Below are 16,405 nucleotides of genomic sequence, written 5' to 3'. Positions count from 1 at the left end.
ATGACTGCCACAGCGGTGAGCACCGCCGACTACGCCCAGAAGATCGCCCCCGACATCCCCGCCCTGATCGGCGGCATGGCCATGATGGCCAAGTGCCCCAAGGACGTCGTCTGGAACGAGCTCGCCAAGCGCAACGAAAGCGGCGAGATCGACGGCGACGAGTCCATGCTCATGTACATGAGCGACGCGATCTTCGGCGCCGAGAACGGCGCCGAGATCCGCAAGATGCTCGACGACGCCGGCAACCACGAGGTCAGCTTCACCAGCCTCGGCGGGGTCATCGGCTTCCTCGTCGAGAAGTGGGGCCCCGAGGCCCAGAAGCACTTCGAGAACCTGCAGGCCGGCCAGGGCAAGAACCGCGCCGCCCGCCGCATGGCCAAGAAGGCGGCGCCCGCCGCGAAGACGGCCGCCGCGAAGAAGACGGCCGCGAAGAAGCAGCCGGCTCGCCGGTCCGCGAAGTGAGCGACGACGATCCGCTGCTCGACCCCGAGCTGTTCGGCTTCGGCCCGCCCGACGTCCTCGGCCTCGACATCGACCTCGACGGCGAGCCGCTGCGGATCGAGCTGCCGCAGCCCCGCGGACTCGACGCCTGCACCTGGGTGGCCCGGGACGACTTCCTCGCCCTGTTCCCCGGAGCACTGCCGGACGATCAGAAGGCGTACTGGCACGAGAGGATGCGTGACCCGGCCGACCCGCTCACGATCCGCGCGATGCAGCCCATCGCCTACCGGCTCGGGCACCTGGTCTTCGGCATCCCCTGGTGGGCCGCGCACCGGCTCACCGCCAGGTGCGCGGCGAACTGGTGGCAGTACGAGGCGTGGACCGTGACCGTGGGCTTCGACGCGCGGGCGTCCGGCGTCCACGCGACGCGCATCATCGGCGCCTGCTGGGCGTTCCTGTCGGCCGGCCTCGACGCCGAAGAGGGCCAGGAGCTCCACGACGAACTGTGGGAGGCCCCCGAGGGCAAGCTCGGCCATGAGGCTCGTTTGGCGCGCGGACGAGCCATGGTTGCACGCCTGATGGCGAACAAGCAGGGATAATCTGGACTCGTCTGCTGGCTGGTGGGCCGAGGCGCGACAGCGCCATGCCCACAGCCAGGAGCGCAGCCGGTGACGATCGCCTCCACCGACATCCAGATTCTCGCCGATACGTCGCGGTTTCGGCAGTCGACGCGCCAGGGCATCGCAGACGCGACCTCCGGCCTCGACGCGACGATCCCGGTCGACGCCGACCTCACCCAGTTCAACCGGCAGATCCGCAACGCCGTACGCGGCCTGCGGCCGGTGCAGATCCCGGTCACCGTCGAAGCGTCCGGGCTGCGCAACGAGCTGCGGGCCGCGCTCCGCCGCGTCGGGCAGCTCGGCCTCGACCTGGAGGTCGACGGCGGCGCGCTGCGCCGCTCGATCACCGCGGCCCTCGCCGGGGAGACGTTCCAGGTCGACGTCACCGCCGTCCTGAACCCGGACTGGACGCGGTTCGAGTCCGAGCTCGCGGCCCGCAATCCCGAGGTCGACGTCCGGGTCAACGCGGACATCGACCGCGACGGGTTCGTTCGCCGCCTGACCGGCGCCCTGTCCGGCCTCGGGGGCGTCGCGTCCTCGATCACCGGCGCGCTGCGCGGGCTGCTGCTGTTCGGCGCGATCGGCATCGCGGCCGCCTCCGCGACGACCGGCGTCATCGCGCTCGGGGCCGCGCTGGCGCCGCTGGCCGGGCTGATCGCCGCCTACCCGGCCGCGATCATCGGCGTCCAGGTCGCCATGGGCGCGCTCAAGCTCGCGCTCCAGGGCGTCTCCGACGCGTTCAGCGCGGGCCTGACCGGCGACGCGAAGGAGTTCGAGAAGTCGCTGGAAAACCTGTCGCCGAAGGCGCAGGCCGCCGCCCGCGAGGTCCGCGCGCTCAAGCCGGCGTTCGAGGACCTGCGCAACAGCGTCCAGGACGGCTTCTTCGCGCAGATCGCCGGCGAGATCACCGCGGTCGCCAACGCGATCGACGGGCCCCTCAAGCGCGGCCTGACGGGCATCGCCGTGCAGTGGGGCCGGGCGGCGAACTCGGCCCTGGAGTACATCCGCAGCGCGGACGGCGTCGCCAACGTCACCTCGATCCTCAGCGGCACCGAGGAGGCGATGCGGGGCGTCTCGGCCGCGACCGGCCCGGTGGTGCAGGGCCTCCTCGACATCGCGGCCGCCATCGCCGAGGGCTTCGGCAACGAGCTGGGCTCCGGGATCGCCGGCCTCGGGGAGCGCCTGGGGACGTTCCTGTCGAACGCCGCCGACTCCGGCGACGCGTTCCGCTGGGTCGACCAGGCCCTCAACACGCTCGCGCAGCTCGGCGACGTCCTGGGCAACGTCGGCTCCGCCATCTCGGGCGTCTTCGGTGCGGCCGGGGCGTCCGGCGGCGGCCTGCTGTCGACGCTGCAGACCATCACGAAGGCGTGGTCCGACTTCGTGAACTCGACCCGGGGCCAGGAGGCCATCGGGCAGATCTTCGAGACGGTGCGGGCCATCGCCGCCCAGCTCGGCCCGATCCTGCAGGCCCTCGTCGTCCAGATCGGCGCCATCGCGCCGTCGCTGGCGCCGATCTTCGAGGTTCTCGGCCCGGCCATCACGGGCCTGATCAACGCCCTCGGCCCCGCGATTGCGCAGATCGCCCCGGCGCTCCAGGTCGTCGGCCAGGCCCTCGCCGACGCGTTCGCGATCCTCGGCCCCGCCCTCGAACCGCTCGGCGCCGCGATCGGCGAGGTGATCACCGCGCTCGCGCCGATCCTGCCGCTGATCGGGCAGCTCGCCGCATCCGTGGCGACGATCCTCGCGCCGGTCCTGTCGAACCTGGCGGCGCTGTTCGGGCCGATCATCCAGGCCATCAGCGACGCCCTGATGCCGATCCTACCGCCGCTGGCGGACGCCTTCCGGCAGATCGCCGAGGCCGCGAGGCCGCTGTACGAGGCGCTGGGCCAGGCCCTCGCGCAGGCCATCTCGACGCTCCTGCCGCCGATCCTGGAGCTGGTGCCGCAGCTCATCAGCGGCCTGGTGCCCGCGTTCGTGCAGATCGTGGAGGCGCTGACGCCGCTGATCCCGCTGTTCCTGCAGCTGATCGTCGCCGTCGTCCAGCCGCTGCTTCCGCTGCTGCCGCCGCTGGTGGAACAGTTCGGCCAGCTCGTCGGCTCGATCGCGAACCTGCTCGCGACGGTCCTGCCGGTCCTCGGGCCGATCATCCAGCTCGGGACCGCGCTCCTCGGCTGGGTGTCGGCCGAGGTCGTCGTCCCGATCCTGCAGGGCATCATCGACGTCCTCGGGTTCCTCGTCGATGTCATCACCACGGTCGTCGACGGCGTGTCGACCGGCATTCAGTGGATCGTCGAGAACTTCGACCGGCTCGGGGAGATCCCCGAGTTCCTGTCCGGGGTCGGTGAGGACATCGGCAAGTTCTTCTCCGACCTGTGGACGTCGATCACCGAGACGGTGTCGGGCGGCATCGAATCGGTGCTGCAGTTCTTCTCCGACCTGTGGACGTCGCTGTCGGAATCGGTGTCGACCGGCATCGACAACATCGTCACGTTCTTCTCCGAACTGCCCGGCCGGATCATGGCGTTCCTCAGCGCGCTGCCCGGGATGCTCATCGACCTGTTCACGTCGGCCGTGGCGAACACCGTGCTCACGCTGATCGCCGTCGGCGTCAACATCGTCACGTTCTTCCAGGAGCTCCCGAACAGGATCAGCACGGCCCTGTCGAACCTGGGGACCTCGATCTCCAACGCGTTCTCGACGGCGTGGACCGGGGTCACGACATGGCTGTCCACCCAGTTCACGAACATGGTCTCCTTCTTCCAGGCGCTTCCCGGCCGGCTGGCCACGGGCCTGTCGAACCTGGGGAGCTCGATCCAAGGCGTGTTCTCCCGGGCGTGGACGTCGTTGACGACATGGCTGTCCGGCCAGTTCCAGCAGACGGTGGCGTTCTTCCAGGCGCTCCCCGGCCGCATCGGGACGGCGCTGTCGAACCTCGGCTCGCAGATCCAGTCCCGGTTCACGTCGGCGTTCAACACGACGACGCAGAACATCACGGGGTTCATCAGCCGGGCGGTGACGTTCTTCCAGGGCCTCCCAGGACGGATCGGCGCCGCCCTGTCGGCGCTGCCTGGCCAGATCGCCGGCGTCTTCTCGCGGGCGTACGCGTCGGCTGTCTCGGCGGTGAACACGCTGATCGACCGGATCGTGGGCCTGTTCAGCGGCCTCGGCTCCCGGATCGTGGCCGCGCTCGGGAACATCGGCAGCCAGATCGTCTCGAAGATCAAGTCCGGGCTCCCCGACGCACTCCAGGGCGCGCTGCCCTTCGCGCACGGCGGCGTGGTCTCCCGGCCGACGAACGCACTGATCGGCGAGGCCGGCCGCGAGGTCGTCATCCCCCTGACGAGGCCGTACCGGGCGGCGCAGCTCGCCGAGCAGTCCGGCCTCCTCGACATCATCGCCCGCACGAGAGGGACCACCGTGAACGCCCCGATGACGATCCACCAGCACAGCAGCGCGTCCGACCCGGGGGCCGTCGCGAACCGGTTCGCCGCCGGCATCGTGCGCCGCCTCGGCACGAGCTTCTGACGGGGGCCCGGGTGACGAGCGTCGAAGACAATCTGTCTTCCCTGATGGCGATGGCGGCGGTGCCGACCGCGCGCCGGTTCGACGTGCGGGCCGAGGCGGAGGTGTTCCTGCCCGAGACGGTCCTGCCTCAGGGCAAGGTCCACCAGCAGGTCGCGTACGACGAGGCGCACGGCTGGATCTACGTCACGCAGGTCATCAGCGACAACCGGCAGTTGGCCGACGAACCGGCCCCGGTGTCCGGGACGCTCCGCGACCAGCGCGGCGACCTGTGCGTCTCCCGTCTGTCGATGACCGGCACCGTCCTGGGCTCGATGTATGTGCGGGGTGTCGGGCACGGCTGGTCGCTGTCGGCCGAGCCGGACGGCGACTCGACGATGCTGTGGATGGAGACGGACGCGAGCCGCGACGGCACGTTCGGCTGGGGCACGAAGGTCGGCCGCGTCCGCTGGGTGAAGGATGCGATCTACGACTCCGGGGACCCGGAGATCGAGGTGTACGACCCGCTGCCGGGGGCGCGCCGCGTGTGCGCGTCGATCGACTGGATCACCGAGCGGGTGTTCGTGCTGTACCGGCGGGCGGCGCCGGACGACACGTTCCAGTACGTGGTGTACGACCTGGAGGACTTCCGGCAGCGGCAGTTCCAGGTGAAGGCGACGTTCCCGCAGCTGGGCACGGCGTCGGCGACGGCCGGGCCGTCGAGCTTCGTCGCCTTCGGGCAGTACATCTACCAGTTCGAGGGCGGCCCGTACTCCACGGGCAACCCGCCCCCGGGCAACAGCTACTTCACGATCGTGTCGGCGTCCAACGGCCGGGTCCTGGACCGCGTGCTCAACACCAACGCGCCGGGCCTGATCTACCGCGAGTCCGAGTCGATGTCGGTCCACCTGGACCCGGACGGGCCGAAGCTGGTGTTCGGGTTCGCGACCCGCGAGGGAACCCGCCGGATGGCGCTGTACGCGCTGCCGCTGTTCCCCGCCGACCCGCCTGTGCCGCTGCCGACGCCGGCCGCGCCGGAGAACCAGCTCGGCTGCGCGTCGGCGTACTCGGCGGCGATCCACTACCGGGGCGGGGAGAGCGTCTACATCCCCGCGGCTGTCCTCGCCGACAACCTGACCGGCGTGGAGTGGGAGCGGCGCCTGAACGAGACGTCGACCGCGCGGGTGCAGCTCGCGAAGCAGAACCTTGTCCCGGCGTGCTGCGCGCTGCTCGGGACGATCGAGCCGTGGTGTCACGAGCTGTCGATCTACCGAGACGAAGAGCTGGTGTGGCAGGGCCCGGTCCTCAAGGTGACCGAGGAGCAGACGGTCATCACGATCGACGCACGCGACATCACGGCGTGGCTGAGCAAGCTGGTGAACACGCAGGCGACGAACTATCCGGCCGGGCGGGACCTGGCGCTGATCGCGCAGGACGTCATCACGGGCAACCTGAACTGGGCGACGTACGCGCAGCCGAAGAAGGACTGGCCGAACCTGCTGCCGTACGTGTGGCGGGTGAACTCGGGGATCTCGTACAAGCTGAACCGGGCCGGGTCGATCTGGACCGACACGGTGATGACGATCCTGCAGGACCTCGCCGACCGGGGCTTCGAGTGGACGACGGTCGGCCGGCGCATGGTGATGCGGCCCGAGAAGGTCGAGAAGAAGGACCGGGCGCGCGCCCGACTGGTGCCGGAGCATCTGCCGGGCGGCATCAGCGTCATCAAGGACGGCGAGGACGCCGCCACGGTGGTGTTCGCCACCAGCCAGACCGACAGCGAGCCCGGGATCACCGTGTCGGTGGCGCTGCCGCTCGCGGAGCGGAACCGGGCGTGCGGACGGCTGGACATGCTCGTGCGGAACAACCCGCGGATCGAGGTCGAGACCGACGCACAGAAGCAGGCGCGGCTCGACGCGATCAAGAAGAAGCGGGAACAGGCGGAGGACGCGGCGACGAAGGCGTACGAGACGTGCGCGAAGGCCGCCCGGGACAAGTACGACGACGCGGCCGACGCCGTGCGGGACAAGTTCGACAAGGACCAGAAGGCGCGGCGGACGGCCGCGAACACGGAGCTCAAGCGGATCGCGGCGCTGCCGGACTCGACGTGTAACCGCAAGTGCAAGGACGACACGTCCGACGACGAGCGCGACGACCGCGACGACGACATCCAGGGGTACCGCAAGACGCGGGACAACTCGCTCAAGGCGCTGCAGCGGACGCGGGACGCGACGATCCGGGCGTGCGACGCGACGCGCGACAAGGCGGTCCAGAACGCGCGGAAGGTGTACGACGCCGAGGTCGCGTTCTCGAACGCGGTAATCGCCGGGCGGGTGCGGCAGCTGACCGTGGAGTCGCTGACGAAGCTCGCCAAGAAGGCCCTGGGCGGCCGCTGGCCGGTCCCGGTGGCGATCAGCGTGCAGCAGGGCGCCCGACTGTCCCCGGACGCGCCTCTGCGCGTCGAGGACCTGGTGTGCGGCGAGCGGATCGACGTCGCCGCGATCGGGTTCTGCCGCGAGGTGACGCAGGCGATGAAGCTCGCGCGGGTGCACGGCGAGTGGAACCAGAACGGCGAGTCGATCGGGATCAGCCTGACGCCGCTGACCGAACTGATTGCGGAGGTCTGACATGGCTGTAGCGGTGCCCGGGGCGGCGGCCGCCGGAGGCCCGACCGACGAGCTCGCGGCGATCCTGGCGAGGCTGGCGACGACGCGTACGGACGTGTCCGCCGGCACCGACCTGCTGCTGATGGTCGAGGCGGACGGCTCGTACACGCAGGTCGTCCTCGACGCGGACGACAACTCCACCAGCGAGCAGCCGTGGGGGGCGTGAGATGGCGTCCACGGACTGGCTGGCGTTCGGCGGCACGGAGATCGTGAACACGTCCCGGACGCGGGCGTACGCCTCCCGGTACGGGCTGCCGATCGACTGCGCGCCGTGCGGGGAGCTCGACGAGGCGATCTGGGCTCCCGATCCGCCGACGCAGTACACGACCCCGGCCGAGGACGACGCTCCCTGGTACGACCCGGCGGTCCCGGAGTCCGGCCGGTTCCTCGGGATCATCGGGCTCCGGTTCGAGGGCCTGTCGAACAATCCGGTCGAGCGCACGGTCATCCCGCGCGTCGGCGACGGGTCGTTCATCGGCAACCTGCGGCGCACGCACCGCGAGATCAACCTGACGCTCATGATGGTCGCGGCCGACGAGTGCGCGCTGACGTGGGGCATGGCGTGGCTGGCGGCGGTACTGCGCGGCACCCCGTGCGCCGGGTCGGCGTGCTCCGGCGACGAGCTGTGCTTCTTCACGTGCTGCCCGTGCGCCGACCCGGGCCCGTACCCGAACATCGGCGACCGGGAGATCCGGCACCTGCTCGACGTCGGCCTCGTGGGAGGCCCGGACGAGAACGACCGGTGGACGATCGCGTCGGACGGCTGCACGGAAGACGACGGCACCGTGCCGTGCGGCGACCCGATCGTCTCCGAAGTGTCGGTGACGCTCGCGGCCGGCCGCCCGTGGTTCTTCCACACGCCGGTGCCGAGCGAGGCCGGGCAGGAGTGGAGCTACATCACCACCGGCGACCTGATCGTGTACGACCCGGACCGCGACGACTGCCCGACGATCCCCGACTGTCTGCAGGACCCGACGTGTCCGCCGCTGCCCGCGCTGCCGACGGTGCCGGTGCCCGTCGACCCGTGCTACCCCCGCGGCTCCTACAACGCGTGGCGCAAGCGGTTCTCGTACCGGCCGCTGGAGGTCACCGAGTGGCTGGAGCTGGTGCCGGTGCTGTTCGTGGAGACCGGCGAGAAGGCGCTGCGCCGCCTGTCGGTGAGGTTCGTGCCGAACCCGAACGACGTGCCGTGCGATCAGCTGTCGAACTGCCAGTCGTGCGGGCACCTCGTGGTCGCCTACCTGCCGCCGAACTCGACTTTCACGCTCGACGGGCGGGTGAACCGGGCGTGGGTGGACTGCCCGTCCATGTTCGGGTCGGCCACGTCGTCGCCGAACGTCTTCGGCCGGGCCGGCGGCGCGTTCTCGTGGCCGGTGCTGGAGTGCGGCGGCTCGATGTGCGTCGAGGTGTACGCGGACTCGGCCGCCGACGACGGCGCCCGCGTCCGGATGGAACTCGTCCCGAGGAGCGACCTGACATGACGACGCGGGAAGACAAATTGTCTTCGGGAGGCGAGGACTGATGGCCGGGTGCGGATGCGGAGGCGGCCAGGGCCTCATCGTCAACGGCCTCGGCACGACGGTGTCCGGCGCGGGCACGCAGTCCAACCCGTGGGTGGTGACCGTCGTCGGCGACGTCGGCGTGTGCGAGCTCATCCAGGACTGCGCCGGGGAGGGCCTGTGCGCCGGGGCCGGGCTGTCGTACGACGACGACGACGGCTGCCTCGGCGTGAAGCTGTCGACGAAGGCGGGCAACGCCCTCAGGTTCGGCTCGGACGGCGGACTGTGGATCGGGCCGCCGACGAACCCCGTCGACGGCAAGTGCGGCCGGAACGTCGACACGCTGCCCGAGTTCGCGTGTCTGCCGCTGAACGGGCAGGGCCGGAACAGCCCGTACGGGGGCGACTGGCGGGACCTCACAGAGGGCATGAACGGGGGCGCCGACGGCATCTACATGAACGCCGTGGCGACGTGTGACGGCGCGATCTACGTCAACGTGAACCAGTCGCCGGCGAGCTACCCGAACGACCCGTCGATTGCCCGGCCGTGGACGGACTTCACCGCCGCGCAGCCCCAGTCCGTGCGCGGCCACTACACACCGGTGCAGATGCCGCAGCTGGACGCGTGGCCGCTGAACTACAGCCTGGAGCAGTTCTTCAACCTGCTCCTGGGCCGGGCCGTCGCCGTCCTCAACGTCACCGCGGTCACCGCCACGTACGACGCCGAGGTGATCAAGCGGATCCAGCAGCGGTGCGCGCAGCGGCAGGTCATCATCCTCGTGTCGGGGACGACGAACCTCCCGAGGCTCGCCGCCTACCAGGCCGCAGGCATCGACACGGGAGCGTTCGCCGCCTCGTCGACGTCATCGGCCGAGCAGCTGGTCGCGGCGGGCTGCAAGTGGGCGTGGGCCAACGCGTACTCGATGAGCGACGAGATGATCGCCGCGTTCGTTGAGCGGGGCCTCAAGACGGTCCTGTGGAACAGCTCGCGCCGCTACCACTTCGACCGGGCGAAGGCGGCCGGCGCGGCGGGGTTCTCCCCGGACGACCTGACCTACCAGTGCCAGGCGGCGGACTGGCGGACGACGATCATGGAATGGTGCTACGACACGCCGCCGGCCGGGCAGATCACCGACGAGGAGCGCAACGGCGGCTACGCCGGCTACCAGGGCGGCCGGTACGACGACTCGGCCACCGGCATCTCGTACTCCACGAAGTGCGGATGGGAGTTCTCCAAGGTCCCCTCGAACCGGGCTAAGTACCGGCAGGCGATCACGCTGGGCCAGTTCTGCCCGTACCCCGGCTTCGACAAGTGGGAGCGCGGCGCCGAGGTGATCTGGTTCCAGAAGTTCACCAGCGCCCCGGGCCCGACCGGCGGCACCGGCGTGATCGTCGCCTCCCTCGACGACCGCTGCCCGACCCTCGGTGATGGCACGGCGACCGACCCGGGCCTCACCGGCTACTCGTGCCTCATGCTGCACGCCTCGCAGGGCCTGCAGCTGCGGCGGATGCCGTCGGAGTCCGGGCCGCCGCTCGCGCAGACACAGCGCGGCGCGGGCACCACCAGGCCGTCGACGACGAAGTGGTACCGGTTCATGGTGCGGATCACGCCGACGAACATCCTGTTCGCCGAGCTCAACGACGAGGGTCTGATCATCCCGGACACGGCGATCGACGTGCAGGACTCCACCTTCCGGGGCGGCTACATCCACCTCTACAAGGTCAACCGGTTCGACGGCGCCGCGTCCTGGTCGCAGATGGACGTCGCGTTCCAGTCGGTCGTGGTCCGCGACTACAACCCGGAGGCGTGACGTGTCGCGATGTGGATGCTCCAAGGGCGGATCTGGAGGCGTCATCGTCCCGGGCCCCGGGGTCACGGTCACCGGCGAGGGCACGGCGGCGAACCCGCGCCGCATCAACATCGTGAAGTCGCAGCACGTGTGCGACGTGACGATGGGCTGCATCGCCGGCCAGCTGTGCCGGGGCCTGGTCATGCAGGACAACGAGTGCATCGGCGTCGGCATCTCCGGCCAGGCCGGGAACGTCATCGGCGTGGAGAGCGACGGCCTGTTCGGGACGTGCGCGACGACCGTCGACTGCGGCGTGACGGTGCAGAACCTCCCCGCGGCCACGTTCTGCGCCGGGACGTGGGGCGCCGGGTGGAACAACGGCCTGGCGAACACCGTGGCGTCGTACCGGCTGGCCATCGCCATGGGCCTGCCGATGTCGATGGCCAAGACCTATATGGTCCGCGACCACGCGTTCTACGTGTCGCCGGTCGACTCCCTGAACGACGCGTCGCTGACGCCGCAGACCTTCGCGATCTGGCAGCTGATCACGTCGCGGCAGGTCCGTACGATCAAGGTCGGCGTCGACCCGGCGTGGGGCGCCTGCCTGGCGGCCGAAGGCGAGCGGATCCCGACCCTCGACGAAGTGCTCGACCTGTGCCGGGGACGGCACGTGGTGTCCCTGGAGGCCGAGCGCGAGCTCACCGACGGCCCGGCCGGCGTCGTGCAGCGCCTCGTGGACGCGGTGACCCGGGCGTGCGCCACCCGCAACGTGATCATCCACATGCCGGGGTCGGCGAACGACCCCGACCGGGCGCGCCTGGCGGTCGCGCGCGCCGCCGGCATCGAGACCGGGATGTACCTGACGCACATCGAGTCGACGAACGTCCACACGGCGGCGAAGCTCGCGGCCGAGGGCATCAAGTGGGTGTACATGCACCGCCGGATCGCGCAGGCGTCGCAGTCGAAGGTCCTGGAGTACAAGAACGCCGGGCTGCAGGTCATCCTCGCGCGCGCGGTGACGAAGGCGGACCGGCAGATCGCCCTCGACCTCGGGCTGCGCGGCGTCATGGCCGATGACCCGTCGTACGTGTGCGACCGGACCCCGGCGCGCGCGACGGCGCCGTGGTGCGCCCAGCGGGTGCCGACCGGGCAGGTGCAGGGCATCCAGATCACGCAGGACGCGTTCCGGGGCCAGATGGGCTCGCCGTCGATCAGCTCAACGACGCCGGCGTTGGGCTGCGGCTGGCGGATGCCCGACGGCGACCCCGGGGACACCTCGATCCCGGCACCGCAGATGGGCGTGTGCCTGCTGGGCTGGGCGTCGCCGATGCCCGCCGCGTACACCATCGAGTGGCAGCAGTGGTGGGGCCAGCTCGACGGCGGGACCCGGCTGAACAACAACTTCGGCCTGATCATCGGCTGCCCGAACGAGGACCTGCCGTGCTCGCCGGACTTCCAGAACGGGCCGCTGCAGTCCGTCGGCCCGGCGTCCGGCTACCTCCTGGTGCACGACCTCGGGAACGCGACGCCGGCCAACACGTCCATGCGGATCGCGAAGTTCACCAAGGGCGCGGCGCCGGGGCCGACGGCGCAGGCCACCGGCACCCGGCTGCCGATGAACGCGGGCGCGTGGATCCGGTTCAAGGCGATCGTGACGGCGACGGCGATCACGTTCCAGCGGCTCAAGTCCGACGGCTCCTTGGAGTACCAGGTCATCTTGGGCGCGGGCGGCACCGCGGACCCGGCGCCGCTGCACCGCGGCCCGTACATCTGGGCGTACAAGCAGCAGGGCCGGGGCGCCGGATTCAGCGAGCCGCGCATGGCGACGGCATACCGCGACTGGAAGAGGACCTGACATGGCACGCTGTGGCTGCTCGGGAGACGAAGCGTCCGACGTGATGCGCTCAGGCGGTGGCCTGTCCATCACCGGGAAGGGGACGCCGCAGGACCCGCGCCGGATCGACCTGATCGGCGACGCGCACTTCTGCTCGATCGTGCAGCAGTGCACCACGTCGAAGGTGTGCCGGGGCCTGGAGTTCCGCGACGGGTGCCTCGGGCTCAAGATCTCCCGAGACCAGAACAACCGGGTCACGCTGGGCCAGGACGGCGGCCTGTGGGGCGACTGCCAGGGATCGGGCTCCGGGGCCTGTGAGGCGACCGTGGGGAGCCTCCCGGACCCGGTGTGCGGCATGGGGGCCTGGAACGACGGAGACGCCCTCAGCCCGCCGAACACGGTCCGCTCGGTGGAGATCGCCGGCGCCCTCGGCATGGACCTGCTCGCGGTGTCGGTCGCGCGGACCCTGGACGGGGTGTTCGTGTGCCCGCCGGACGAGTTCCTGCTCAACCGGGTCTGGTACCCGGACCTCGGATACACGGGCTACGCGCGGGAGTGGACGGCCGGCGAGCTGCAGGGGCTCACCGTGCGGCCGCCGAAGTCGTACGGCTGGCGCAAGGACCAGTGCGGCCCGGACTACCTGGCCGACCTGGTGCGCGCCGCCCGCCCGCACCTGGTGCTGTCGATCGAGCTGCCGAACACGGTCGACCACCCGGGGTCGGCCGAGCAGATGATCGCCTACCTCAAGCGCGAGTGCGCGCAGGACAAGGTGATCGTGCACCTCGACTACAACACGTCCACGCAGGCGACGGCGGATGCGCTGCGGGCCGAGCTCAAGAAGGTGTCGGACGCCGGGTACACCACGGCGGTCCGCATCGGGTCGGACGCGAACGCGGCCGTGAACACCCCGGCGCAGGTCGCCGCCTCCGGCGCGAAGTGGGTGTACGTCAACAAGTCCGTGGCGACGGCGACGGCGCAGGCGTACGCGGCGCAGGCCGGGCTCAAGACCCTGCTGTGGGGCGCGGCCACCCGCACGGAGGGCCAGAGGGCGGCGCTGATCGGCGCGAAGGGCCAGATCTCGCCCGCGCCCGGGTACGTGTGCCGGACCGGCTGCGGCCTGATGAAGGACCCGTGGTGTTACGACGCCGCCCCGAGCGGCCAGGTGTCGCTCCGGTTCCTGACCAACGCGTACAGCGGCGACGAGGGGCGCGGCCAGAAGACGGCGACGGGCTGCGGCTGGCAGCTGCCCCGCGGCCTGTCCACGGACACGGTGTCAGCGATGCTCCTGGGCTGGGCGGCGCCGCTGCTGCAGAAGGTCGACTACCGCATCAGCTGGGAGTGGCGGGTCACCGCGCAGACCGGGACGGGCAACGAGCTCGGGCTGATCGTCGCCGCCCCGACGGATACGGCACCGGCGACGGTCACGGTCGGGCCAGTGGTCGGGAACGGGCTGACCTCGGGCTACCTGCTGCGGTGGAAGGTGTCCGGAACGACCCCGCAGATCCAGATCACGAAGCTGAACGCGGGAGCGCCCGCCGGGCCGACGATGACGGCGCTGACCGTCCCGGTGGTGGCGGCAGGCACGTGGGTCTCCTTCGAAGCGCTCCTCACGGCGGACAGCCTCGTTTTCAGCACGACGATCGGCGGCCAGATCTACTCGACGGACCTGTCCGCGACGTCAACGCCGCCCGACACGGCGCCAGTACGCGGCGACTACATCTGGGTCACGCAGACCAAGGCGGCCGCAGCGGACACGCTGACGACCGAGATGCGCTCGTACGAGTACGTAGTGGTCTAGGGCCCCGTGTGCGGGAAGACAATCTGTCTTCCCAGGTCGGAGGTGCACGAGCGTGTTCGTTGTCGGACCGGGTCGCTACGCTGGTCCGCGTAGTGCGCACTGCTGTACGACGGAGGCCCGCGTCCCCCTCACTGGAGGTGGGGGAAGCGGGCCTCAGTCCTGTGGATCAGAGCGCGCCGGACGCCGCCGCCGCGACGAACGCCGAGAACGCCCCGGCGGGCAGGAGCAGCGCCGGGCCGGCCGGCACCTTCGAGTCGCGGATCGCGATGCCGTCGTGCGACGCGCGGACGTCGTTGGCCTCGATGCACTGGCCGTTGCCGTCGGCACTGTAGGACGACTTGAACCAGCCGGAGGGCAGGTCAGCGGCCGTGAGGTGTGGGGTCACTGGGAGATCCTTTCGAGGTGTTCGGTGAGGCGATCCCGCGTTTCATCTGCGGGAAGTGCGGTGTGGGCGATCCTGTCGAACAGGGCCGAGAACACGTCGAGTTGATCGGCCTCGTCAGAGTGAGTGCCGCCCGCGATGTTGTCGACGCTGACTACGGATGCCCAGGGGTGCCTGTAATCCATGATGGTAAAGGGGCCGTTGGAGACGGACCCGGGCACGGTCGTGAGCGGGATGAGCTGCAGCGTGACGCCGGGGCTGTTGGCGGCGTCGATGAGCTTCCGCATCTGCTCGCGCATGACGAGCGGCGAGTCGAACTGGGCGTGCAGCGCGGACTCCGGAACGATCGCGTGCAGCCGTACCGGCTCGTCGGTGCGCGTGAGGAGCTGCTGCCGGGCCAGACGCGCGGACACCAGCGCCTCGACGTGTTGCGCGGCGCCCGGTGAGGGGTCGCGGGACATCAGGTTCCGCACGTAACCGGGAGCCTGCAGGAGGCCGGTGATGAGGACCGGGTGATGCACCCGGATCACGTTCGCCGTGGCTTCGAGCTCGATGAAGTCGAGGTAGGACTGCGATAGCTGCTGGGAGTACGGAGCCCACCACCCGCCGCCAGGCGGAAGCTCCGCGGCTTCCCCGACAGCCTTGATGCCGATCGGGTCATCGACGCTGAGGTGGCCGGCGTACTCGGCGACCTCGTCGGCGCTGATCTTGTAGAGACCGCGCTCCAGGCGTCCGAGCTTGACGCTGTCCCAGCCCATCAGCTTGGCGGCGACGGCGGACGGCATGTCGCCGCGCCACCGTCGGAGTTGGCCGCCGACTCGACGTCGCGTGATCGTCGGCGTGGCCCTGGTGGTCGGCGCCTTCCGCTGCCCTGGCGCCTTCCTCGATCGTGTCTGCGTCATGGGCGCAGTCTGGCACGTCGAAGACGCGTTTCGATACGTCGTGGGCGCAGATTCAGACGTCGTGGACGCATCCGGCATGGGGTCAACTCGCTTGCCTGGGGCATGTGTTCGATCCTTTTGACAATTCTCGCGTTCATCTTGCGCTCTCACCGTCAAAAGGAGCAAGCTGTTCTCGAAGCGAGCGAGTGACTGAGCATCAGTTACAGCGGCTCCGTAACGCTCCGTCACGCCCGCTTCCGTGGTGCTCCTGCCGTTTGAAGGACCGGCAGGGTGCTGCGCCCCCGAAGGAGGGGCCGGCCGTCCCGACAAACAGGACGGTCGGTGGCCGGCCCCGACTGCGCACGGTGCTCGTCCCCGGTCCCGTCCGGAGTACGGGACGAGCACCGTGCACGACGTGCGACGGAGACGACGATGCAAGGCACGAGCTCAACGCGGCCGACATGGTTGGACGACGAGAAGCTGCCGGCCATGTTCAGCGCGTCCGGCGCCTTACGGGCCCCGGTGTCGACGAACTTACGGCTGCAGCGCCTTCGGGCGACGATGAACGAGCCGGTGTTCGAGCACGTGTCTCGCATCCGGCCGGTGCGCCGAACGGCCCTGTACGTGCGGGTCCTGCCGGGGCAGGACCCCGAGCCGCTGTTCGTCCGGCTGCGCGCCGAGGCGACGCGGCGCGGATGGCAGGTCGGCCAGGAGCTCTACGACGACGCTGGCCCGCAAGCGCCGCAGCAGTCGATCTCGTGGCTGCGGGTGCGGAAGCTGTGCCACGAGGGCTTCGCGGACGGCGTCATCGTCCACGACCGGAACCACATCAGCGCGGACGACACCGAGTACGTCGCCGAACTGCAGTACGTGAGCCAGCGGCAGTGCTTCACCGTCCTGCTCATCCCCGAGGCCGCGCCTTGAAGGCGCCCTGCGGCCTGGCTGGCCGACCGCCGGATCGGATGGCGGCAGATCGCAGCTCAGGTCCTCC

General features: G+C 70.4%; 12 protein-coding genes. 10 read left to right on the top strand and 2 right to left on the bottom strand.

Going from position 1 to position 16,405, the window contains the following annotated elements:
* The 9 genes from ACZ60W_RS24490 to ACZ60W_RS24450 all read left to right on the top strand — a co-directional run bounded on the left by ACZ60W_RS24490 (position 1) and on the right by ACZ60W_RS24450 (position 14,151).
* Entirely contained in the window at positions 1-462 is a 462-nt protein-coding gene (locus tag ACZ60W_RS24490) for a hypothetical protein (RefSeq protein WP_469757503.1), read from the top strand.
* Positions 459-1,040, top strand: coding sequence for a hypothetical protein (locus ACZ60W_RS24485; RefSeq protein WP_469757502.1), 582 nt, complete (start codon positions 459-461; stop codon positions 1,038-1,040). Before ACZ60W_RS24490 ends, ACZ60W_RS24485 begins: the two co-directional genes overlap by 4 nt.
* Positions 1,041-1,109: 69 nt before the next feature.
* The gene (locus ACZ60W_RS24480) at positions 1,110-4,589 is read left to right on the top strand and encodes a phage tail protein (RefSeq protein ID WP_469757501.1); all 3,480 of its coding nucleotides are present in this window, start codon (positions 1,110-1,112) and stop codon (positions 4,587-4,589) included.
* A gap of 11 nt (positions 4,590-4,600) precedes the next feature.
* Entirely contained in the window at positions 4,601-7,192 is a 2,592-nt protein-coding gene (locus tag ACZ60W_RS24475) for a cell envelope integrity TolA family protein (protein ID WP_469757500.1), read from the top strand.
* Position 7,193: 1 nt separating this feature from the next.
* The gene (locus tag ACZ60W_RS24470; RefSeq protein WP_469757499.1) at positions 7,194-7,397 is read left to right on the top strand and encodes a hypothetical protein; all 204 of its coding nucleotides are present in this window, start codon (positions 7,194-7,196) and stop codon (positions 7,395-7,397) included.
* 1 nt (position 7,398) lies between these two features.
* The gene (locus ACZ60W_RS24465) at positions 7,399-8,712 is read left to right on the top strand and encodes a hypothetical protein (protein WP_469757498.1); all 1,314 of its coding nucleotides are present in this window, start codon (positions 7,399-7,401) and stop codon (positions 8,710-8,712) included.
* Positions 8,713-8,752: 40 nt separating this feature from the next.
* Positions 8,753-10,540, top strand: a complete 1,788-nt coding sequence (locus ACZ60W_RS24460; RefSeq protein ID WP_469757497.1) for a hypothetical protein — start codon at positions 8,753-8,755, stop codon at positions 10,538-10,540.
* A gap of 1 nt (position 10,541) precedes the next feature.
* On the top strand, positions 10,542-12,374 hold the full coding sequence (locus ACZ60W_RS24455; RefSeq protein ID WP_469757496.1) for a glycerophosphodiester phosphodiesterase: 1,833 nt from the start codon (positions 10,542-10,544) through the stop codon (positions 12,372-12,374).
* Positions 12,375-12,417: 43 nt separating this feature from the next.
* The gene (locus tag ACZ60W_RS24450; RefSeq protein WP_469757495.1) at positions 12,418-14,151 is read left to right on the top strand and encodes a hypothetical protein; all 1,734 of its coding nucleotides are present in this window, start codon (positions 12,418-12,420) and stop codon (positions 14,149-14,151) included.
* Between the two features lie 166 nt (positions 14,152-14,317).
* On the opposite strand, the gene ACZ60W_RS24445 is transcribed toward ACZ60W_RS24450, so the two are convergent.
* Complete coding sequence (locus ACZ60W_RS24445; RefSeq protein WP_469757494.1) at positions 14,318-14,536, bottom strand: DUF397 domain-containing protein; 219 nt, start codon at positions 14,534-14,536, stop codon at positions 14,318-14,320.
* Positions 14,533-15,318 carry a DUF5753 domain-containing protein gene (locus ACZ60W_RS24440; RefSeq protein WP_469757493.1) on the bottom strand — a complete coding sequence of 262 codons (786 nt, stop codon included), beginning with the start codon at positions 15,316-15,318 and terminating at the stop codon, positions 14,533-14,535. Before ACZ60W_RS24440 ends, ACZ60W_RS24445 begins: the two co-directional genes overlap by 4 nt.
* Positions 15,319-16,017: 699 nt before the next feature.
* On the opposite strand from ACZ60W_RS24440, the gene ACZ60W_RS24435 reads away from it, so the two are divergent.
* Positions 16,018-16,338 carry a hypothetical protein gene (locus ACZ60W_RS24435; protein ID WP_469757492.1) on the top strand — a complete coding sequence of 107 codons (321 nt, stop codon included), beginning with the start codon at positions 16,018-16,020 and terminating at the stop codon, positions 16,336-16,338.
* Positions 16,339-16,405 lie beyond the last annotated feature (67 nt).

This window comes from Streptomyces sp. NPDC104202, from assembly GCF_055584185.1.
This window is presented reverse-complemented; position numbering and strand designations above follow the sequence as displayed.

What these genes read in the sequence shown, in the direction of transcription:
- ACZ60W_RS24490 (WP_469757503.1), top strand. Translation starts at nt 1, where the DNA reads ATGACTGCCACAGCGGTGAGCACCGCCGACTACGCCCAGAAGATCGCC.
- ACZ60W_RS24470 (WP_469757499.1), top strand. Translation starts at nt 7,194, where the DNA reads ATGGCTGTAGCGGTGCCCGGGGCGGCGGCCGCCGGAGGCCCGACCGAC.
- ACZ60W_RS24465 (WP_469757498.1), top strand. Translation starts at nt 7,399, where the DNA reads ATGGCGTCCACGGACTGGCTGGCGTTCGGCGGCACGGAGATCGTGAAC.
- ACZ60W_RS24460 (WP_469757497.1), top strand. Translation starts at nt 8,753, where the DNA reads ATGGCCGGGTGCGGATGCGGAGGCGGCCAGGGCCTCATCGTCAACGGC.
- ACZ60W_RS24450 (WP_469757495.1), top strand. Translation starts at nt 12,418, where the DNA reads ATGCGCTCAGGCGGTGGCCTGTCCATCACCGGGAAGGGGACGCCGCAG.
- ACZ60W_RS24440 (WP_469757493.1), bottom strand. Translation starts at nt 15,318, where the DNA reads ATGCCGTCCGCCGTCGCCGCCAAGCTGATGGGCTGGGACAGCGTCAAG.